At 36.1% G+C, this 21,105-nt stretch carries 22 protein-coding genes and 1 pseudogene; 17 read left to right on the top strand and 6 right to left on the bottom strand.

The window, feature by feature from the left end:
* Positions 1–31: 31 nt before the first annotated feature.
* Both trxA and uvrC read left to right on the top strand, forming a co-directional pair.
* The gene (gene trxA, locus AC1DKZ_RS04330) at positions 32–346 is read left to right on the top strand and encodes a thioredoxin (RefSeq protein ID WP_000974757.1); all 315 of its coding nucleotides are present in this window, start codon (positions 32–34) and stop codon (positions 344–346) included.
* 148 nt (positions 347–494) lie between these two features.
* The gene (gene uvrC, locus AC1DKZ_RS04325) at positions 495–2,279 is read left to right on the top strand and encodes an excinuclease ABC subunit C (RefSeq protein WP_476995685.1); all 1,785 of its coding nucleotides are present in this window, start codon (positions 495–497) and stop codon (positions 2,277–2,279) included.
* A gap of 115 nt (positions 2,280–2,394) precedes the next feature.
* Here the strand turns inward: uvrC and AC1DKZ_RS04320 are convergent, their stop codons facing one another.
* Complete coding sequence (locus AC1DKZ_RS04320) at positions 2,395–2,844, bottom strand: YslB family protein (RefSeq protein WP_219303619.1); 450 nt, start codon at positions 2,842–2,844, stop codon at positions 2,395–2,397.
* Positions 2,845–3,142: 298 nt separating this feature from the next.
* On the opposite strand from AC1DKZ_RS04320, the gene sdhC reads away from it, so the two are divergent.
* The 4 genes from sdhC (at position 3,143) to AC1DKZ_RS04300 (ending at position 6,985) form a co-directional block, all read left to right on the top strand.
* Positions 3,143–3,769 carry a succinate dehydrogenase cytochrome B558 gene (gene sdhC / locus AC1DKZ_RS04315; protein WP_002015407.1) on the top strand — a complete coding sequence of 209 codons (627 nt, stop codon included), beginning with the start codon at positions 3,143–3,145 and terminating at the stop codon, positions 3,767–3,769.
* Between the two features lie 13 nt (positions 3,770–3,782).
* On the top strand, positions 3,783–5,576 hold the full coding sequence (gene sdhA, locus AC1DKZ_RS04310; RefSeq protein WP_002034228.1) for a succinate dehydrogenase flavoprotein subunit: 1,794 nt from the start codon (positions 3,783–3,785) through the stop codon (positions 5,574–5,576).
* Positions 5,569–6,330, top strand: coding sequence for a succinate dehydrogenase iron-sulfur subunit (gene sdhB / locus AC1DKZ_RS04305; RefSeq protein WP_002088861.1), 762 nt, complete (start codon positions 5,569–5,571; stop codon positions 6,328–6,330). Before sdhA ends, sdhB begins: the two co-directional genes overlap by 8 nt.
* 211 nt (positions 6,331–6,541) lie before the next feature.
* Positions 6,542–6,985, top strand: coding sequence for an acyl-CoA thioesterase (locus tag AC1DKZ_RS04300; RefSeq protein WP_219303617.1), 444 nt, complete (start codon positions 6,542–6,544; stop codon positions 6,983–6,985).
* 36 nt (positions 6,986–7,021) lie between these two features.
* Here the strand turns inward: AC1DKZ_RS04300 and AC1DKZ_RS04295 are convergent, their stop codons facing one another.
* On the bottom strand, positions 7,022–7,801 hold the full coding sequence (locus AC1DKZ_RS04295) for a M15 family metallopeptidase (protein WP_476995684.1): 780 nt from the start codon (positions 7,799–7,801) through the stop codon (positions 7,022–7,024).
* Positions 7,802–8,055: 254 nt separating this feature from the next.
* Here AC1DKZ_RS04295 and motA point away from each other — a divergent pair, with 254 nt between their 5' ends.
* A complete protein-coding gene (motA, locus tag AC1DKZ_RS04290) occupies positions 8,056–8,850 on the top strand; it encodes a flagellar motor stator protein MotA (protein ID WP_002129301.1) in 795 nt (264 codons plus the stop codon).
* Positions 8,840–9,628, top strand: coding sequence for a flagellar motor protein MotB (gene motB, locus AC1DKZ_RS04285; RefSeq protein WP_002184884.1), 789 nt, complete (start codon positions 8,840–8,842; stop codon positions 9,626–9,628). Before motA ends, motB begins: the two co-directional genes overlap by 11 nt.
* A gap of 28 nt (positions 9,629–9,656) precedes the next feature.
* Here the strand turns inward: motB and AC1DKZ_RS04280 are convergent, their stop codons facing one another.
* Complete coding sequence (locus AC1DKZ_RS04280) at positions 9,657–10,484, bottom strand: 5'-nucleotidase, lipoprotein e(P4) family (RefSeq protein ID WP_215554328.1); 828 nt, start codon at positions 10,482–10,484, stop codon at positions 9,657–9,659.
* Between the two features lie 353 nt (positions 10,485–10,837).
* On the opposite strand from AC1DKZ_RS04280, the gene AC1DKZ_RS04275 reads away from it, so the two are divergent.
* From AC1DKZ_RS04275 to AC1DKZ_RS04265, 3 genes are all read left to right on the top strand, one after another.
* The gene (locus AC1DKZ_RS04275) at positions 10,838–11,722 is read left to right on the top strand and encodes an ABC transporter ATP-binding protein (RefSeq protein WP_476995683.1); all 885 of its coding nucleotides are present in this window, start codon (positions 10,838–10,840) and stop codon (positions 11,720–11,722) included.
* Between the two features lie 2 nt (positions 11,723–11,724).
* Positions 11,725–12,951: an ABC transporter permease gene (locus tag AC1DKZ_RS04270; RefSeq protein WP_476995682.1), complete on the top strand. Its 1,227-nt coding sequence runs from the start codon at positions 11,725–11,727 to the stop codon at positions 12,949–12,951.
* 118 nt (positions 12,952–13,069) lie between these two features.
* Positions 13,070–13,501 (top strand): Rrf2 family transcriptional regulator, encoded by a 432-nt coding sequence (locus AC1DKZ_RS04265; protein ID WP_002088848.1) that lies wholly within the window; start codon positions 13,070–13,072, stop codon positions 13,499–13,501.
* 61 nt (positions 13,502–13,562) lie between these two features.
* On the opposite strand, the gene AC1DKZ_RS04260 is transcribed toward AC1DKZ_RS04265, so the two are convergent.
* Positions 13,563–14,228: an aquaporin gene (locus AC1DKZ_RS04260; RefSeq protein ID WP_002067333.1), complete on the bottom strand. Its 666-nt coding sequence runs from the start codon at positions 14,226–14,228 to the stop codon at positions 13,563–13,565.
* A gap of 142 nt (positions 14,229–14,370) precedes the next feature.
* Positions 14,371–15,336 carry a DMT family transporter gene (locus AC1DKZ_RS04255; protein WP_431182213.1) on the bottom strand — a complete coding sequence of 322 codons (966 nt, stop codon included), beginning with the start codon at positions 15,334–15,336 and terminating at the stop codon, positions 14,371–14,373.
* Positions 15,337–15,436: 100 nt separating this feature from the next.
* Here AC1DKZ_RS04255 and AC1DKZ_RS04250 point away from each other — a divergent pair, with 100 nt between their 5' ends.
* Positions 15,437–16,009 carry a helix-turn-helix domain-containing protein gene (locus tag AC1DKZ_RS04250; protein WP_002034214.1) on the top strand — a complete coding sequence of 191 codons (573 nt, stop codon included), beginning with the start codon at positions 15,437–15,439 and terminating at the stop codon, positions 16,007–16,009.
* 70 nt (positions 16,010–16,079) lie between these two features.
* Here the strand turns inward: AC1DKZ_RS04250 and AC1DKZ_RS04245 are convergent, their stop codons facing one another.
* Positions 16,080–16,265, bottom strand: a complete 186-nt coding sequence (locus AC1DKZ_RS04245) for a PspC domain-containing protein (RefSeq protein ID WP_002129290.1) — start codon at positions 16,263–16,265, stop codon at positions 16,080–16,082.
* Between the two features lie 213 nt (positions 16,266–16,478).
* Between AC1DKZ_RS04245 and AC1DKZ_RS04240 the strand changes: the two genes are divergently transcribed.
* The 5 genes and pseudogenes from AC1DKZ_RS04240 to AC1DKZ_RS04220 all read left to right on the top strand — a co-directional run bounded on the left by AC1DKZ_RS04240 (position 16,479) and on the right by AC1DKZ_RS04220 (position 21,080).
* Positions 16,479–17,720, top strand: coding sequence for an amidohydrolase family protein (locus AC1DKZ_RS04240; protein ID WP_476995681.1), 1,242 nt, complete (start codon positions 16,479–16,481; stop codon positions 17,718–17,720).
* Between the two features lie 112 nt (positions 17,721–17,832).
* Positions 17,833–19,128, top strand: a complete 1,296-nt coding sequence (locus AC1DKZ_RS04235; RefSeq protein ID WP_476995680.1) for a purine/pyrimidine permease — start codon at positions 17,833–17,835, stop codon at positions 19,126–19,128.
* A 165-nt stretch (positions 19,129–19,293) separates the two neighbouring features.
* Complete coding sequence (gerE, locus tag AC1DKZ_RS04230) at positions 19,294–19,518, top strand: spore germination transcription factor GerE (protein WP_000659484.1); 225 nt, start codon at positions 19,294–19,296, stop codon at positions 19,516–19,518.
* A gap of 107 nt (positions 19,519–19,625) precedes the next feature.
* Positions 19,626–20,278 (top strand): annotated as a pseudogene (locus AC1DKZ_RS04225) (type 1 glutamine amidotransferase domain-containing protein).
* A gap of 163 nt (positions 20,279–20,441) precedes the next feature.
* Entirely contained in the window at positions 20,442–21,080 is a 639-nt protein-coding gene (locus AC1DKZ_RS04220) for a TetR/AcrR family transcriptional regulator (protein ID WP_242307490.1), read from the top strand.
* The last annotated feature ends 25 nt before the right edge of the window (positions 21,081–21,105 follow it).

Below are 21,105 nucleotides of genomic sequence, written 5' to 3'. Positions count from 1 at the left end.
TTGGTAGAATATACTTGAAGGAGGAAATAAAATGGCAATTATAAATGCAAATGACCAAAGCTTCGCAGCTGAAACTAGCGAAGGTGTTGTACTATTAGATTTCTGGGCGCCTTGGTGCGGACCTTGTAAAATGATCGCTCCTGTATTAGAGGAAATCGATTCAGAGTTAGGCGAGAAAGTAAAAGTAGTAAAAGTTGACGTTGATGAAAACCAAGAAACTGCTCGTCAATTCGAAGTAATGAGCATTCCAGCTCTTTTCGTATTAAAAGACGGTAAAGTGGTTGATCAAGCGTTAGGATATAAACCGAAAGAAGCGTTAGTAGAATTAGTTTCTAAACACTTCTAAAATAAAGAAGCTACCATTTGGTAGCTTTTTTTATTTTCTTTTTTACAACCTTTCCGTTACAATAAAAGAACGTATGTTGGGTGTTTTGGCATAGTATGTTTTTATGTGAAAATAAAAATGATAAGCATGTAGAAATGGAGGGAGACGAGTGCACGAGCATTTAAAAGAGAAGTTAGCAATTTTGCCCGATCAACCTGGTTGTTATTTAATGAAGGATAAGCAGGGAACGGTTATATATGTCGGAAAAGCAAAGGTACTCAAAAATCGTGTGCGCTCGTACTTTACTGGTTCGCATGATGGGAAAACACTTCGGCTTGTTGGAGAAATTGTTGATTTTGAATATATTGTGACTTCCTCAAATTTGGAGGCTCTTATTTTAGAGTTAAATTTAATAAAAAAATATGATCCAAAATATAATATTCAATTAAAAGATGATAAAACATATCCTTTCATTAAAATTACAGCTGAAAAACAGCCGCGCTTACTCATTACGCGAAATGTAAAAAAGGATAAAGGAAAGTACTTTGGGCCTTATCCAAATGCGCAATCGGCACATGAAACAAAGAAATTATTAGATCGTATGTATCCACTTCGTAAATGTTCAAATATGCCAGATAAAGTTTGCTTGTATTATCATATGGGTCAATGTTTAGCACCTTGTGTGAAAGAAGTAACGGATGAGCAAAACAAAGAAATTGTTGATGAAATTATTAAATTCTTAAACGGTGGGCATAAAGAAATTCGTTCAGAATTAGAAACGAAGATGTATGAGGCTTCAGAAAAGCTAGAATTTGAACGGGCGAAAGAGTTGCGAGATCAAATTGCTCATATTGATGCAATTATGGAAAAGCAAAAGATGATTATGAGTGATTTAGTGGATCGTGATGTGTTTGGATATGCAGTTGATAAAGGGTGGATGTGTGTTCAAGTTTTCTTCGTTCGAAAAGGAAAGCTAATTGAACGTGATGTTTCTATGTTCCCGATTTATGATGAACCAGAAGAGGGATTTTTAACTTTTATCGGTCAATTTTATGAAAACAGTAGTCATTTCAAGCCGAAGGAAATTGTTGTTCCAGGAAGTATAGATTCAGAATTAGTAGAGCGCTTTTTAGAAGTTGAAGCGACACAGCCGAAGCGTGGGAAGAAAAAAGATCTTGTGGAATTAGCAAATAAAAATGCAAAAATTGCACTAGAAGAGAAATTTCACTTAATTGAACGTGATGAAGAACGGACGATTAAAGCTGTTGATAATCTCGGGAGGCAACTAGGGATTGAAACACCATATCGTATTGAAGCGTTTGATAATTCGAATATTCAAGGAACAAATCCTGTTTCAGCAATGATTGCTTTTATCGATGGGAAACCAGCGAAGAAAGAATATCGGAAATATAAAATTAAAACGGTTCAAGGTCCTGATGATTACGAGTCTATGAGGGAAGTTGTAAGACGCCGTTATACGAGGGCGCTTAAAGAAAATTTACCTTTACCAGATTTAATCATTATTGATGGTGGAAAAGGCCATCTGGCCGCTACAAGTGATGTTCTGGAGAATGAACTCGGATTATATATTCCAATGGCAGGGCTTGTAAAAGATGACAAACATAAAACATCACATTTAATCATTGGAGATCCGCCTGAACCTGTGATGCTTGAGAGGAATAGCMAAGAATTTTATTTATTGCAACGCATTCAAGGTGAAGTGCATAGATTTGCAATTACATTCCATCGCCAGTTGCACGGGAAATCGGTCATTCAATCAGCATTGGATGATATTCCAGGAATCGGTGATAAACGAAAAAAGGTATTGTTAAAACATTTTGGCTCGTTAAAAAAGATGAAAGAAGCTTCCATAGCTGAATTTGTCGAAGCAGGTATGCCGAAAAATGTTGCAGAGATGATATATACTTATTTAACAGATAAGAAGACGTTGTAGTTTACAACGTCTTCTGTTTTTTGGTATAATTTCTGAAGATTTAAAATAAACTCACCTGAATGAATATACAAAAAAGTCAACTAAACTTATATGTCTAGTTGACTGTAAGTAGATGCTACACTTCAATGAGATCTTTTATATCCCATTTAACAAGAAATGTAATAGAGTCTGAACGTTTTTTCTGTTCCTCATAGGACTCTGCAACGACGTTTCTTTGTCTTTGAATTTGCTCGGCGATAAATCCAGCTTCTAATTGATAAGATGAATGTCTTTTTTGTTTTTGACGCTCAGTAATAAGTGTACCTTTAAGTTGAAACTGCATTTCACGACGTTTATGTTCAATGATGCTTAAAGTGCCCCAACCAGCTTTTTCAAAAAACTGAATGACTTCTTCAATTGTTTCTAGCGGATATTTTCTCCCAAGGTTTCTACCGGCCCAGTATAAAATACCATCTAAATCGTTACCAATTAAATCAGGTAGTAATTCTTCACGTAGCAATTCATAAGCGAAGGCGTTCAATGAAACATCTTCTAAAGATGTTATATCGATTGTATTTTTGCTCACAATATTCCCCTCTTTCTATAGGGATTATTATATAACATTTTTCATTTATAAAAACAGATTTTTCTTTGGGTAAATCTGAATATATAAGAAAAAAAAAGAATTGGCAAATTATATGCAAATTATGTATACGTTTTCTTGACGCTTCGACAAAAATAGGGGTAAAATGAACTTGGAATCAAATTATGCTGAAATATTTTGAATAATTTTTTCGGTTTTTCTTATGCCAATAGTGAAAAAACATTATTGTTGTAAATTAATCTGAAAACAGCAGTCAAACATTCAAGGGGGTAATGGGGACATGAAAGGCCGCGAGTATACGTTTCGTAAGTGGCACTCATTAATGGGGGTCATCCCGGTTGGTGTCTTTTTGACGCAACATTTAATTGTAAACAACTTTGCAACAAGAGGAGCAGAGGCTTTTAACAAAGCTGCAGGCTTTATGGAGCTCCTTCCATTCCGGTATGCGCTAGAAATTTTCATCATCTTTTTACCTATACTGTACCATGCTATATATGGCTTATATATTGCATTTACAGCTAAGAACAATGCGGTATCTTACGGCTATTTCCGTAACTGGATGTTCGTCTTCCAACGAATTTCAGGTATCGTTACGCTGATCTTCATTTCTTGGCACGTCTGGGAAACTCGTATTCAAGCATTGTTAGGTAAAGAGGTAAACTATGATATGATGGCAGATATTTTAAACAACCCATTTATGTTTGGTTTCTATTTAGTTGGTGTTGTTTCAACAATTTTCCACTTTGCAAATGGACTATGGACATTCTGCATAAGCTGGGGAATTACAGTATCTCCACGTTCACAAAGAATCTCTACTTATGTAACATTAGCTATTTTCTTAGGTCTATCTTATGTAGGTGTGAGTGCATTATTAGCGTTCATCGATCCACAGCTAGCAAACCAGTAAGGAGTGGGAGAGCATGAAAGGGAAACTTATAGTAGTCGGCGGTGGCTTGGCCGGCTTAATGGCAACGATTAAAGCGGCAGAAGCAGGAGTAAATGTTGAACTATTTTCTTTAGTACCAGTAAAACGTTCACATTCTGTATGTGCCCAAGGTGGAATTAACGGTGCCGTAAATACAAAAGGTGAAGGGGATTCTCCATGGATCCACTTTGACGATACAATTTATGGTGGGGACTTCTTAGCGAACCAACCACCAGTTAAAGCGATGTGTGATGCAGCACCTGGTATTATTCATTTAATGGACCGCATGGGTGTTATGTTCAACCGTACGGAAGAAGGACTTCTGGATTTCCGTCGTTTCGGTGGAACACAACATCACCGTACAGCATTTGCTGGCGCAACAACTGGTCAACAATTACTATATGCATTAGATGAGCAAGTACGTCGTCATGAAGTAGCAGGACTTGTAACGAAATATGAAGGTTGGGATTTCTTACGAGCTGTTGTAGATGATGAAGGTGTGTGCCGAGGAATCGTCGCGCAAGACTTACAAACTATGGAGATAAAAAGTTTCCAAGCTGATGCCGTGATTATGGCAACAGGGGGCCCTGGTATCATCTTTGGAAAATCAACAAACTCTATTATTAATACAGGTACAGCAGCGTCTGCTGTATATCAACAAGGTGCATATTATGCGAACGGTGAGTTCATTCAAATTCATCCAACGGCAATTCCTGGAGACGATAAGTTACGTCTTATGAGTGAATCTGCACGTGGTGAAGGTGGACGTGTTTGGACGTATAAAGATGGTAAGCCATGGTACTTCTTAGAAGAAAAATATCCAGCTTACGGAAACCTTGTACCTCGTGATATTGCAACGCGTGAAATCTTTGATGTTTGCGTAGAGCAAAAACTAGGTATTAACGGTGAAAACATGGTGTACTTAGATCTTTCTCATAAAGATCCGAAAGAACTAGATATTAAACTTGGTGGAATTATTGAAATCTATGAGAAATTTACAGGTGATGATCCTCGTAAACTACCAATGAAAATCTTCCCAGCAGTTCACTATTCAATGGGCGGATTATGGGTTGATTATAAGCAAATGACAAGTATTCCAGGTTTATTTGCAGCAGGTGAGTGTGATTATTCTATGCACGGTGGTAACCGCCTTGGTGCGAACTCATTATTATCAGCAATTTACGGTGGTATGGTAGCAGGACCGAACGCAATTGAGTATATGAAAGGTCTTTCTAAATCATCTGATGCTGTTTCATCTACTGTATATGAGCAAAATGAATTAATCGAAACAGAGAAATTTAACAATATTTTAATGCTTGATGGTAACGAAAATGCATATGTTCTTCATAAAGAGCTTGGAGAATGGATGACAGATAACGTTACAGTAGTTCGTGAAAATAAAAAGTTACTAGAAACTGATGCGAAAATTGAAGAGTTAATGGCGCGTTACAAACGCATTAACATTAACGATACAGCAAGATGGAGTAACCAGGGGGCTTCATTTACACGCCAACTTGCAAATATGTTCGAGTTAGCACGTGTTATTACAATTGGCGCATATAACCGTAATGAAAGCCGCGGAGCGCATTACAAACCAGAATTCCCAAATCGTGATGATGCAAACTTCTTAAAAACTACGATGGCGAAATTTGAGGGAGAAGGAAAGGCACCAGCATTCCATTACGAAGAAGTGGATGTTTCATTAATTAAACCACGTAAACGTGACTATTCCTCAAAACATGATGTAGCTGCTAAGGGTGAAGAGAAGGGGGATAAACAACATGTCTGAGAAAACAATCCGCCTCATCATTACGAGACAAGATGGCCCAGATGCACAAGAGTTTGACCAAGAGTTTGAAATTCCATATCGTCCTAATATGAATATTATTTCGGCGCTTATGGAAATTCGCCGTAATCCTGTCGACTCAAAAGGGAACCAAACAACTCCGATCGCATGGGATATGAACTGCTTAGAGGAAGTATGTGGAGCATGTTCGATGGTGATTAACGGAAAACCACGTCAATCATGTACAGCCCTTATTGACCAGTTAGAGCAACCAATTCGCTTAAAGCCGATGAAGACATTCCCGATTGTACGTGATTTACAAGTTGACCGTAGCCGTATGTTTAACGCGTTAAAACGTGTTAAAGCTTGGATTCCAATCGACGGTACGTACGACCTAGGACCAGGTCCAAGAATGCCAGAGAAAAAGCGTCAATGGGCATATGAACTTTCGAAATGTATGACATGTGGTGTTTGCTTAGAGTCATGTCCGAACGTAAACAGTAAGTCTGACTTTATTGGACCAGCACCGCTTTCACAAGCGCGTTTATTTAACTCGCATCCAACTGGTGAAATGCATAAAGCAGATCGCTTACGTGCAATTATGGGTGATGGAGGACTTGCAAACTGTGGTAACTCTCAAAACTGTGTGCAATCATGTCCGAAAGGTATTCCATTAACAACTTCAATTGCAGCATTAAACCGTGATACAACAATTCAATCGTTCAAAGATTTCTTTGGTAGCGACAATAACTATTAATAAATATTGCCTCTTCATGTTGAAGAGGCAATATTTATAAGTTTATATTTCTGTTTATTCTGTTTATTATGTTTATCCCGCATTAACGGGCAGTAAAACTCCCACCTCAAAATTCAGGTGGAGCAAAGAAGCTGGGTGGGAGATCAACTGCCCGTAAACCCCCACGGATTAAAGTTTCACTTTATTTTAAGGGCGAAAAGGAGAGGGAACGATGAAGAGAATTTCTTATATTGAAGACTTTGAGCAATGGGAAAGTGGTTTTTCATTTTATAATCCTGTCAAAGTTCGTTTTGGTGAAGTAGATATGTTTGGACATGTAAATAATGTCGTTGCTTTTACATATTTTGAAGAAGCGCGTATCGCATTGTTTAAAGAACTCGGATTTATGCAAGAATGGACACATGAATCATCAGAAACGATGATAGTCGTCGCAGATCTACAATGCAATTTTATTAAACAAATTTATTTTGATGAGCAGTTGAAAGTATATGTAAAGGCGGGAGCGGTTGGGAATTCCTCTTTAGATTTACACTATATGGTCAAAAATGCAGAAGGAGAAGTTTGTTTAGTTGGACGCGGTATGATGGTCCAAGCATCGAAAAAAACTGGAAGAGGCGAACCGTGGCCTGAGGAATGGAAGAAATTATTACAATAATAGAATAAAAGAAAAATAAGAGAGCGATTCGCTCTCTTATTTTTTGTCCCTCGTTGCCTCTTCTAATGTTAGGTGGTGCTTATATATGTATGTGGCATATGGATTGCCAACGTAGCGTAAGTGCCACGGTTCGTATGAATACTCTGTTGTCTCTGTTTTATCCTCTAAATAACGAATGACAAATCCGAACTCATGGGCATGCTCTGCAACCCATTTTCCTTCTGCTGTCTCTCCGAAAATTGGTTCTAATTGGAATTTGGCGGATTTTGAGCTAATATCCATTGCTAGACCAGTTTGATGCTCACTTGTTCCAGGAATTGCACTTACCGAATCAGCCTCAGCTTTTCCTTGGCGTTTAATATATGTATTATGTAATGACTGTTGGCGTTTGTAAGAACGGTAACCTGAAACCGCTGTAAGTTCTAAACCTTCTTTTTTCGCTGCTTGGAACATTTTTTCAAGAGCGTCTGCAGCATCTTTGCGAAGTAATGTTTTCTCTTTATCTTTTGGACTAGTAAATGGTACGTTCGGTTTCGTTAAATCTTCTGGAATGTACCCATCTGGTAATTTACGATGTTTATTGACTAACACAAGAGCAGAATCTGGGTTTGTTACAACGGAAAAATTATCATCTAGTTTCTTTGCATTATGATCAGCTTTTGGAAAAGCAGGAATCTCTTCTTTTGGATGGTTACTATGTTTTTGACTTTCGACAGCTTTCGCCTTGTTTTGCAGTGGTGATTTAGAACCAAAGTAAGCGAAAGACGTGATACCGATTACAATAGTAGTGGCAGAAATAATTATTATTTTTTTCATGATGCCCTGTAATCACAGTCCTTTCTTAATGAAATATGTATCGTTTTTATTATAAGTCTAGTTTGTTGAAAAAGAAATATAAGAGTCGTAACGTAATAGAAATGCAAAGAAAATGTCAGAAAATGTAGTGTTTTTTCATATAATTCATTTCTTATCTTTCATGAAGTTCATTTTTTATGCAATATATTTATATAAGAAGATGTAGCGATTATTAAGAATAAAGGACTTCTTGTATAGACTAGGAGTGAATGGGAATGGATTTTGCAACAATTATTGGAATCATTTTAGGAGTGTTGGCAGTAGTAGTAGGGATGGTGGTCAAGGGTGCTGACATAACAGCCTTACTAAATCCTGCCGCAGCACTAATTATTTTCGTCGGTACATTTGCTGCAGTGTGTATTGCATTTCCGATGAATCAACTAAAAAGAGTTCCAAAATTATTTAAAGTTCTTTTTGGTTCAAATAAAAAAGATTTAAGTTATGAACAATTGCTAGAATTATTTGTTCATTGGACATCTGAGAGTAGAAAATACGGTATTTTGTCTTTAGAGCAACAATTAGATGAAATTGAAGATGAATTTCTTTTGCGTGGTATGAAATTTGTTATTGATGGTGTATCTGCAGAGGATTTAGAACAAATTTTAGAAGCCGAATTAGAAGCGATTGAAGAGAGACATGCAAAAGGGGCTGCTATTTTTTCGCAAGCTGGTACATATGCACCTACACTAGGGGTTTTAGGTGCTGTTATTGGTCTTGTAGCTGCACTTGGAAATTTAACTGATATTGAAAAGCTAGGGCATGCTATTTCAGGTGCGTTTATTGCAACGATTTTCGGTATTTTTTCAGGTTACGTATTATGGCATCCATTTGCAAACAAATTGAAGCAAAAGTCTGCTGCTGAATTAGAGAAGAAACGTTTAATTATTGATTGTTTATTAATGTTACAAGAAGGTACATATCCGTTTATTATGAAGAACCGTATTTTAGGTGCACTTTCTGCAACTGAGCGTAAAAAGCTAGAAAAAGGAGCAGAAAAAAATGCGGAGTAAGAAAAATAGAAGAGGTAAAAAGAAAAAACATGATGAGCATATCGATGAAACTTGGTTAATTCCATATTCTGATATGTTAACGTTGTTATTTGCATTGTTCATCGTATTATTCGCAATGAGTAGTATAGATGCTGCGAAGTTTAAACAGATGGCAGTTGCTTTTCGAAGTGAGTTAGCCGGTGGAACAGGAAATAAAGAATTTTTAAGCGATCAAAAACCAAATGAGGAAAAAGAATTATCAGCAAATAGCCTTGAGGCAGAACAAGCAAAAAAACAAGCGGAAGATAGAGCTAAAGAAAAAAAAGAAATGGATGAGTTGAAAGCATTACAAAAAAAGATTGATCAATATATTAATGAGAAACAACTATCCTCTTCTTTTCAAACTAAGTTAACTGAAAAAGGATTAATGTTAACGATATTAGAAAATGTACTATTTGATTCAGGGAAAGCAGATGTGAAGTTGGAATCGTTAGGGATTGCAAAAGAGATGTCTAACCTACTTGTTTCAGCATCACCTCGTGAAATTACAGTGTCGGGTCATACAGATACGGTTCCTATCGCAAATGCTCAGTTTGCATCAAACTGGGAGTTAAGTACACAGCGTGCAGTTAATTTCATGCAGGTGTTACTCCAAAATAAAGAATTGCAACCAGAAAAATTTAGTGCAGTTGGTTATGGAGAATACCGCTCAATTGCACCAAATGATACGCCAGAAGGAAAAGCGAAAAATAGACGTGTTGAAGTGTTTATCTTGCCTTTAACAAGAAATATGCAATAAAAGAGGATGGCGCAAGCCATCCTCTTTGTTATTTTGCATCAAATGATTTTAAGTTTTCATGACGAATTTTGTCTTTTTCTGCATCTGATTTTTTGAAATTATAATCGTATAAAGCGCCTTCCCAGTCACCGTACATTGGGTTAGGGAAAATGATGAATTTTTCACCAAATTGTGCTTTTGATTCTGCCACTGTTTCATTGCGATCTTTTACAGATTTTCCATCAAAACCAGTGAAATCAGATAAGTTGTCACCGAAGAATAGGACGATGTCATGTGTTTGAGAAACAAGTTCACGACGTTTTTCTTTCCCTTTTTCTTTCGGATCTTGTAATAAGATATGCTCTTTTGTTGCTTGTGGAGCACCAACGCGCTCAAGGTTTTTAATAGTTGCATCTAGTTGATTCGTTTTGCGATTTGAGATGTAGTAAATATCTACACCTTTAGACTCTGTATATTTTAAGAAATCAATCGCGCCTGGAAGAGCTTCAGCTTCAGCTTTATTAATCCAATCGTCCCATTTATAAGGATAGCCTTTTCCTGTTTTTACGCTCATTGCTTGATGGGGACTGTTATCTAAAACAGTTTCATCTAAATCAAGTACGATAGCAGGTTTTTTGTTTGTGCCTTTTGCAAGAGCTGCATCAAGCTTCAATTGGCCAAGATTATATCCTTGGTAGTATAGTGCTTTCGTTTCACCAGCTGTTTGATACCATAAATCAGCCATCAATTGCTGGTCTGTTAATTTTACTTTTTCTTCTTTCGCCACTGTTTTCTCAGCTGTTCCTGAACATGCTACAAGCGATGTGGAAAGAACGGCTACAGATAATAAAGTGGTAATACCCCTCTTCATCTTCATATGTATCCTCCTTGATGTTAGTAAATCATTTAATATTATATATTAAAATATAATGCTTTTTATATTTTTTTTTATGAACATTTGCATATTGTCTTTTGTATATGTAGTAGTTTGTCCTATATTAGAAAGATGGGTTAAATAATAATAATTATTTTGACAAGTTTTATTGTCGTAATGACAATTATAATTGACGAAAACAGGATTTTTATTTACAATTTTAACTAAATGAAACAAATGATGGGTTAGGTGTAGTGATACATATAAGAGAATGAAATATAGTACTATATTTTATTCTGAACAATCATAGGCTTTAACAGAAGGTACGAATGATACTAAAGGGGAGGCTTTATACATTGAGTTTACAAATTCAAAACTTAACAAAAATATTCGGAGAATCTAAAGCGGTTAATGGTTTGCAAATCTTGTTACCGAAAGGTGAAGTGTTAGGGTTACTTGGCCGAAATGGTGCAGGGAAAACAACGACAATTAAAATGTTACTAGGTTTATTAACGCCAAATGAAGGTTCTATTACGTGGGATGGAAAATCATTTGGTGATAGCGGGGTAACAATTGGATATTTACCAGAAGAAAGAGGATTATATACAAAAAGTAGAGTAATAGATCAGTTGCGATATTTTGGCAGATTAGAAGGAATGACGAAAAAAGAAGTGGATCTTGCAATTGATCACTGGTTAGAACGCTTAGCAATTCCAGAATATAAATTTAAAACGGCGGGAGAACTTTCGAAAGGGAATCAGCAAAAAATTCAATTGATTGCTGCTCTTCTTCATGATCCAGAACTTCTTATTTTAGATGAACCATTTAGCGGACTTGATCCAGTTAATGCGGGAATGTTAGCTAATATTATTGGAGAACAAGTACAGAGTGGAAAGACAATTATTTTATCAAGTCATCGTATGGAGCAAGTAGAGGCTTTTTGCCAACATGTATGTATTTTGAAAAAAGGCGAAGCGGTTGTAGAAGGACAGTTAAGTGATATTAAGAAAGAATACGGTTTTCGTAATTTAACGATTGAAGATACAGTAGAGAATGAAAAGGGATTAGAAGCTATACACGTTCCGTATGAAAAACAACAAGGCCTTCTTTATGTAAAAGTACAAGGCGATGCAGAAGCTCTAAAGATTTTGCAACAGTTGCAAGAGCAAGGTATTAGCTTACGACAATTTAAAATGTTAGAGCCGACGTTAAACGAAATCTTTGTAGAGAGGGCGAAATAAAGATGCGTAAATTTTCTCATGTATTTTCATTTTATTTTAAGGAAGCGTTTTTATCTAAAAAATCATTAATTACGAGTGCGATTTTATTTTTAGTTGTGTTTGGGATTTTTGCATTTAATCATTTTACTTCAGGCGATGATAAAAATAAGGATAAAGATAAAATTGCAGTTGTAGTAGAGAGTTCCACATACAAAGTACAAAAAGAAGAGCTAAATAAGCTATTGCCATCAGCAAAAATAACGGTCGGTTCAAAGGATGATTTTGATAAACTGCATAAGCAAGTAGAAGAGGGAGATTTAGATGGTCTATTCCATGTGACGGAAAAGGATGGGACCCCAGCAGTTACATATATGTATAATGGATTTCCAAGCCAAGCAACTTCTGCAATTATGGCGGGTTATTTAAAACAACAATATACGAAGGTGACGATTGCAAAAAATAATGTTTCACCAGAAATTGCGCAGCAATTACAAGCAGAAATTCAAGTGAAGCAAGAAGCGATAAAAGATCGCACATCTTCTTTCGGAATTGCATATTTCTTTACATTTGCTTTGTATATGTTTATTGTAGCTTTCGGAAATACAATCGCAATGAATATTGCATCTGAAAAGGCGTCACGTGTAATGGAAGTAATGCTTCCAAAAGTAAAGCCTCTTACGATGATGTATGCGAAAATTTTGGCGGTTGTTTCAACGGCGTTATTACAACTTGTAATATTGGCGTGTGGTTATCTTATTCCTTATTTGTTAGGTTGGGTCGATTTAGAAAGTGCTTCATTATTTGGTGTTCCAATTGACTTTACAAAATTAGATGCAAAGGTTATAAGTATGTTTCTTGTTTATTTCATTACAGGGTATTTACTTTATGCGATGATGTACGCTGCGGCTGGAGCTGTTGTGTCTAAGACAGAGGATTTACAAGCTGTATCTTTCCCGATAATGATTTTGATCATGGCTGCATTCTTCATTAGTATTAAATCATTAAGTGATCCAAATAGTACTATTGTTGTTGTAAGTTCGTATGTTCCGTTTTTCACACCGATGGTTACCTTCTCGCGGATTGTAGCTGGTGAAGCAGGTATGTTAGAGATTACGATAACATTAGTAGCTTTATTGGCGACGATTAGTATATTAAATGCGATTACAAGCCGTATCTATGTAAACGGTGTAATGAATTACTCTGATAAAGTGAAGTTTAAAGATTTGGCGAAATTTATAAAGCGTCAATAATAGAGGGAAAGCATGATTTTTTAATGGAATCATGCTTTTTCTTTATGTATAAATTAAAAATAGTATATAATAATAAGAGTTGTCTTTTAATAGAATGAATAAAAAGGAGGGTGTGCAGATGGGAATTAGTAGTCGTTTTACAGTAGGTGTTCATATGTTAACGTTACTTGCAATAGATCGAAACTCTCGCTGTACCTCTGAATGGATTGCTGGTAGTGTGAATACAAATCCAGTTGTGATTCGTCGCATTACAGGAATGTTGAAGAGAGCAGGACTTGTTGATGTACAAGCTGGTAAAGGTGGTACGACACTTGCTCGTGATTTAGATGAAATTACATTACTTGATGTATATAAAGCTGTGGAAGTTGTAGAAGAAGGACATCTATTTTCTTTCCATGAAAATCCCAACATTGAATGTCCAGTAGGAGCTAATATTCAATCGGTATTAGAGATTATTTTAATACAATCGCAAGAAGCGATGGAAAACGTACTTGCAAATGTAACGGTGCAGCAATTAGTTACAAATTTAAAGTCGAAAATTAAAGAATAAAAAAAAGCGAGCTTCCTCATGATGAGGGCTCGCTTTTTTTTATTCGGAAATATTGAAAGTTCTATTTTTCCGTATTTAAAATAAACTTTCCTACAACAGCTGCTACGATACCACCAAAAATTGGGGCAACGATGAACACCCATAGTTGAGAAATTGCTTCTCCGCCAGCGAATAGAGCTGGTGCGATACTACGAGCTGGGTTAACAGATGTTCCAGTTAACGGAATACCTAATAAGTGAATTAATACTAATGTGAAACCAATTACTAGTCCAGCTAAAGAAGAACTTCCCTTTTTACCTGTTACAGCAACGATAACTAAAACAAATACGAAAGTTAAAATGAATTCAACTAAAAATGCTCCAGATAAACCAAGAGTTCCAAAACTATTTTGTCCTAAATTATCTAAAGGTAATTTAGCAGATCGTAAAATTGTTACTAACGTTGCAGTTCCTAATAAACCACCTAAAATTTGAGCTAATAAATAATAGCTAAGTTCCATAGCGTTCATTCTTTTGTTGATGAACATAGCGATTGATACTGCTGGGTTAATATGACATCCGGAAATTGTTCCAATGCTATATGCCATAGCCACGATAGATAATCCGAAAGCCATAGCGATACCTAATGTTCCAATTCCTTCAATTCCGCCACCAATGACAGCTACTCCAGTTCCGAATAATACAAGTACAAATGTACCAATAAATTCAGCAATTGCTTTTTTTAACATAATTTACCTCCTATTAATGCACATGAAACGTATTATAACATAGGTTTTAGTATAAACAGCTAATGAAATACTATTCTGATAAGTCAAAATAGGGAGATAATAAAAATAGATATGGTTCTATGAAGAAGAACCATATCTATTTTTATGCTGATTTTTTTTGTTTAATGACTGGAACAGAACGGTTTAAAACACTATTTGCGATCATTCCTAGCATGATAATAATCATCCCAATCAGTGACAGCCCGCTAGGGAATGAACCATTTAAGAAAATAATCTCACCAAGCACAGTGAAGACCATCGTTCCAGCTTGTGTTGCTTCAACAGCTCCAAGTAAAGCAAGATTGTCTTTTGCTAAGTCAGTAGCAAAGAAAAATGTCATCGTCGCAATAACTCCGGAACATAATGCTAACAAAAATCCTTGCATCATTTGACTTGATGATGGAATACCGGTAGTGGAAAATCCGTATATACCAAGTAGGATTGTAATAGGGAGACTTCCGATTGCCATTCCTAATACACGTTGGAATGTATCAAGACGCCCACCAACAAGTTCCATCATTTTTCGGTTACCGAACGGATATAAGAAAGCCGCTAATACGACAGGTAAAAATCCCGAGATGAACTGAGTCATTGTAATATGACCCGCTGCAGTCGCTTGCATACAAATTACACCAAGTAAAATAAATAATGCTACATATAAACTGCGAAGTGGAATTTTTCCACGTACAAGTTTTGTACCTGATTTTGTTTCTATTTTAACGAAAAATAATGGTGATAGTAGTAAACCTGCTAATATCGTAACTTGCCAAGTTCCAGCAACGAGCCAAGCTGGAGAAAAAACAGCTGCGAAACTTAATAAAGAATAGAAGCCGATGCCAGCGACCGAGCCCCACCCGATCCATACAAATGGATGTTTTTTTAATTCTGCCCATAAAGCTCCTAAGTTTTTGCGAAATAAAACGATAAGGAATAAAATAGGGAGAGCAAATAGAAAACGGAAGGAAGCAGTCCAAGCCCAGCTTGTTCCAGATACATTCATTGCTCTGTTAATAATAAAGGTTGCAGAAAAAAAGGCCGATGATAAAAGACCTAGTAATATTGCGCGCATGAAATATAACACTCCTTTTGGAAAAAAATAATTATGTATAGTATAATATACTTTAATATAATAAAAGTAAACTTTTTTATACTTTAAGGTGGTTTTATAGATGAAAGAAAATGAAGATATGCAAACGAAAGAAGTAATTCAGCAAGTAGGTCAGCTATTAAGACAAATTCGAAATGAACAAAAATTAAGTTTAGAAGAATTAGCCCAAAAAACAGGGGTTAGTAAATTAACATTAGGGAAAATTGAGAGAGGCGAAACGAATCCAACGTTAGCTGTCATTTGGAAAATAACGAAAGGGTTATCGATTCCTTTATCGAGATTAATGGTTGTTGGAGAACCTGTAGCTGTTGCGCGCTGCGGAGAAGGATTTGCAGTAGATGTAGGACAAGCATGGCATTTAGAAACGATGTTCCGTTACACGAAAGAAACAGGGATGGAAATGCACCGTGCTTGTTTAAGAGCGAATAGTATATATGAACCGGAAGCTCATCATGAAGGAGCAATTGAGCTTGTAACAGTAATGAAAGGGAAAGTTTCTATTCAAGTTGAGAATGACGTATATGTGCTAAATGAGTTTGACTCCATTCAGTTTGAAGCTAATAAGAAACATAGTTATAAAAATGAAGAGGATGAAGTAGCGGTATTACATTTAACGATGAAATATTCTTCATGAAAAAATCCCCTATAGAAAAATCTATAGGGGATTTTTTATACGCTATGCTCAAATATATGAAAGAATGTTATTAGTAAGAGCGTGGCATAAGTAATAAACAAATAAAATAAACTAAAAACCCCGTCCCAAAACATAAAATAGCAATGACCCAAAGTATGCGAATGAGAGTAGAGCTAATATCAAAATATTCTCCTAAACCACCGCATATACCAAATAACATTTTATCAGTTTCGGATTTATATAACCTCTTCGACATATTATGATCCTCTCCTTTTTATATCACCGCTGTTATGTATGAGTGATACAGTGTACTTTTATTCTATATGGAAATTTATGAGAAGACCATTAGGTTATATTACATTTTTTTGTGAAAGGGCAATATAGCGTATTAATTGTCTTAATTTTCAGTTGATATTAAAATGAAAATGAGGGTGTGACGTATTTTCTAATATAAGGTGGGGAAATGGTAATGACATTATATTGGTTGACTAATGTAAAGCTTGAAACAGGTTATACATATGAAGAAGCGAAAATTTCACAAACGGAAACTGAGATATGCAGTCTTCTTATTGAAGATGGGCGAATTAAAAGAATTATATCGGGAATCGCCCAAGAGGAAGGAACGTTAACTTTTGATGCTAATCGTTTATTAGTTTTACCAGCTTTTGAAGAGATGCATATTCATATTGATAAAACATATTATAGTGGGCCTTGGAAAGCTTGTATGCCAGCAGAAAATATTTTTACACGTTTTAATGAAGAAAAAACGATTTTACCAAAGCAATTAGCAACTGCTCAAGACAGGGCGGAAAATATGCTAGAGTTATTGCTTCGAAATGGCGCAACAAATATTAGAACGCATTGTAATGTGGATCCGGTTATTGGACTTCGTAATTTAGAGGCAACGTTAGCGGCTTTAGAAACATATAAAGATCGGTTGTCTGGTAGAATAGTTGCATTTCCGCAACATGGATTATTGCGAAGTAATTCTATGCAACTTGTGAAAGATGCGATGCGCATGGGCGCACAATTAGTTGGCGGAGTGGACCCAGCTACAGTAGATAATGATATTGAAAAATCATTACATACGATTATGGACATTGCGGTAGAATTTAACGCGGATGTTGATATTCATTTGCATGATGCAAATAACCTTGGAACGTTTACAATGAAGAGATTGGCAAGTCTAACGGAAGAAGCAGGATGGCAAGGTCGTGTAACGATTAGTCATGCGCTTGGACTTGGTGGTGTTACTAATAAAGAAGCTGAAGAAGTGGCAGAAAGACTAGCAGCATTAAAGATTGATATCACTTCAACTGTTCCAATCGGTAAACAAGTAATCCCAATTCCATTGCTAGATAAAAAAGGAGTTAAAGTTTCATTAGGAAATGATAGTATTACAGATCATTGGTCTCCGTTCGGCACAGGTGATATGCTTCAAAAGGCAAATCGATTGGCAGAACGATTTGGTTGGAGTGATGAAAGGTCTTTAGGGAAAGCTCTTCGTTTTATTACTGGAGGGAAAGAAACGTTAAATAATGAAGGGAAACGAGTGTGGCCGAATGTAGGGGATGAGGCAAGTTTTGTTTTAACGAATGCAACATGCGCCGCGGAAGCAGTGGCTCGTCAAACAGAGAAGCGTGTAGTTATGTATAAAGGGAATGTTGTTATAGGGGATTTAGATCAAGTGAAATCTGATAATTTTGTATAGAGGAATCGTTTAGATGTTTTTAGAAGGGTTCTAATTGTGAAAATAGAACCCTTCTTTTTTATTTAGTAGAAACAGGGAAGTACTATACTTCCTTATAAGGAAGCAAGAAGGGATGAAAAGTTTGGACAATCAACATAATCAAAATCATATTATGGGAACTTTGCAATGGTTTATTTTTTTATTAGCAAACTCAATCGCGCTACCAATTGTCGTTGGCGGATTATTTCATCTTACGACGGAAGAAGTATTTTATTTAATGCAGCGTACGTTTTTCGTAGTTGGTATATCTTCTTTTTTACAAGGATGGCTTGGACATAAGCTTCCGATTGCGGATGGACCAGCTGGATCTTGGGTTGGTGTATTTACCGTGCTTGCTTATGCAACTGTAGGGCAGGATCAATTACATAGTACATTGCAAATTTTAGAATTAGGAATGATGGTTGCGGGAGTTGTTTTAATAGGGCTAGGAGTAACGGGATTTATCGGGCGTATTTTATTTTTATTTACGCCGCTCGTGACAGGGACGTTCTTACTTTTATTATGTTTACAATTAAGTGGTGTATTTTTAAAAGGAATGCTAGGAATTACAGCTACTGTTTCTCAAATTGATGGATTTACAGCATTAATTGCTTTTGGCATATTTTTATTCGTAGTCATACTCTCCAACTTTGGAAAAGGGTTTGTTAAAAGTTATGCGGTTTTAATAGGGCTAATTAGTGGCTGGATTATTTTTCTCATTGCAGGAAAAGTGACGATCCCATCTCAAGTAACTCATTTTGTGCAACTTCCACATATATTCGCGTGGGGAATTCCAAAATGGAATACAGGTATGGCTGTATTCCATTTTGGAATGGTATGTATTTTAGTTTCAAATACAGTGGCAGCTATTATAGCAATCAATCAAGCTACGATTCATAAAGCGACTATTGAACAAAAACAGTTGAGAAATGGTACGTGGGTCGGAGGGATTTCGCATATGATTTCCTCTTTGTTTTCAACTGTAGGTGTCGTTCCATTACCAGCAACGGCAGGTTTCATACGTTTAACAAATCAAAAGTACATGCGTTCATTCTTATTTGCATGCGTACTATTAGTCGGTATGTCGCTGTTTCCAAGTATTATCCGCTACTTAGCCTCTCTGCCATCCGCGGTCGCATCTGCGGTTTTAATGGCTTCGTTCGTACAGCTAATTGGAATTGGGTTTCATAATATAAAACAAGTGCCAATGAGCGAAAGGAATATAACGATTTTAGGAGTTGCTATATTATTTGGAAGTGGTGTTATGTTTTTACCGTCTGGAGCACCCCAATCCTTGCCGTCTGTGATGCAATATATATTCGGAAATGGTTTGTTCGTAGGTACAGTTGTCAGCATATTACTAGAACAAATATGGCGTACTGAAAAGTAAGTGGATAAAAAGAGTGTACGCACTGTATAAAAGTCTAAAATAACATAAGAAATAAAGCCCATTTTCATTCACCACCTGCACATTTCGTTCATACAATATCTTGACTAAATAAACACCCAACTTACACATATACAGCTCTGGCTTAAGCAAGGAGGGTTATACCAGTTGAAGGAAAAAGCGTATCAATCTAAACCGTTACTCACAAAGAGAGAAAGAGAAGTATTTGAATTACTGGTTCAAGATAAAACGACGAAGGAAATTGCAGGTGAACTGTTTATAAGTGAAAAAACAGTACGTAATCACATCTCAAACGCAATGCAAAAGCTAGGGGTTAAAGGACGTTCACAAGCAGTTGTTGAGCTTCTTCGTATGGGAGAGCTCGAACTATAAGAAAGCAGCCGACTTTTATAAAAGAGGTCGGCTATTTTTCTGTTTATTTCATGCTCCATATGAATGATAAGAATGTTTCCTACATAAATAGGTAGTAAGGAGGGGATATGTTGAAAAGGGTATTATTAGTTTCAACAAGCGCTCATAACTTGAATGGACACCCGACTGGTTTATGGCTTGAAGAGCTCGCAGCTCCGTTAAAAAGGCTAAGTTCGATGTTGATCTTGTATCTATAGAAGGTGGAAGGGTACCTATTGATAGAGTGTCAATTCCAAATGGTATACCTCGTGAATTTAAGCAGGTAGCTACGATATTGCAAAATACGAAGCCGATTTCGAAGGTTCATTTTTCAGATTATGATGCAGTTTTATTTGGTGGTGGGCACGGGGCTATTGTAGATTTTCCTGGTAATACATATGTAGCGAATTTGATTGTAAATATGTATAACAATAACCGGGTTGTAGCGGCTGTTTGTCACGGGGTAAGTTCTTTAGTTGGTGTGAAAAATAAAGATGGCTCGTTTTTTGTTGCCGGTAAGCGTATAACAGGTTATACAAACGATGAAGAAAAAGCTGTACATTTAGAAAATCGAGTTCCTTTTTTGCTAGAAAGTAAGTTGAAAGAAGAAGGGGCATTATTTTATGTAGCACCTAATTTCACGCCGCATGTTGTAGTAGATGGGCGTTTGATTACAGGGCAGAATCCGCAGTCTAGTGTGGGAATAGGTAAGGCTATAAAAAGAGCTGTAAATAAATTATAGAAAAGGTGCCCGCTACTAACAAAGGTAGCGGGTACTTTTTATGTATATCGTAGATTGAAATTGCAATAAACTAAAAAGACGTAATGAGTATAATAACTTCATTTATAAACATTCATGAATTTGCTATACTATTTTGTATGAACAAAAGGGGAGGCTCTTTTAAATGAGAAAAGTAGCGTGTGCAAATACTTATATTAATAAAATAAAGCCCGTTATTCGAAAGACGAGTTTTAGCCAATTAAAAATAGATGAAATTGCGAAATATATGGATATTAGTAAAGCTACTTTATATAAACGTTTTTCTTCGAAAGATGAGATTATTGAGGCAGTAGTAGAGGATTTTATAAACTATCTTCTTGAAGGAGATGCGGATAATCAAGATGAAAGTATGTCGTTTACAGAACGTTTCCAAAAGACGTTTATTCATTCTTTAAAATGTGTGACGTATATTTCGGATGTCTTTTTACAAGATTTGAAAGAAGCGTATCCACATTTGTCGGATCAATTAGTCGCTGCACAACAAAATCGCAATCGTAATTTGCAAATGTTTTTTGAGTCGGGTATGGAACAAGGTTACTTTAATAAAATGAATGCGCAACTATTTATGGTGCAAGATGATGTGATGTTAAGACGCATTATAGATCATACTTTTTGCATTCAGTACGATATTACGTTAAAGCAAGCGATACTTGATTTCTACAATTTGAAGAAATATCAACTGTTTAAACCGGAATTTTTAGATGTAGTTGATGATTCTGAAATTGAAAAAGAAATTAAAGCTAATTTACAAATGATTTCGTAAAAAAAGCAGATTTCCCTTACTAGAG

This window comes from Bacillus sp. 05T21, assembly GCF_056396785.1.
The sequence above is the reverse complement of the archived record's forward strand: the minus strand, read 5'-3'. Positions and strand labels throughout refer to the sequence as shown.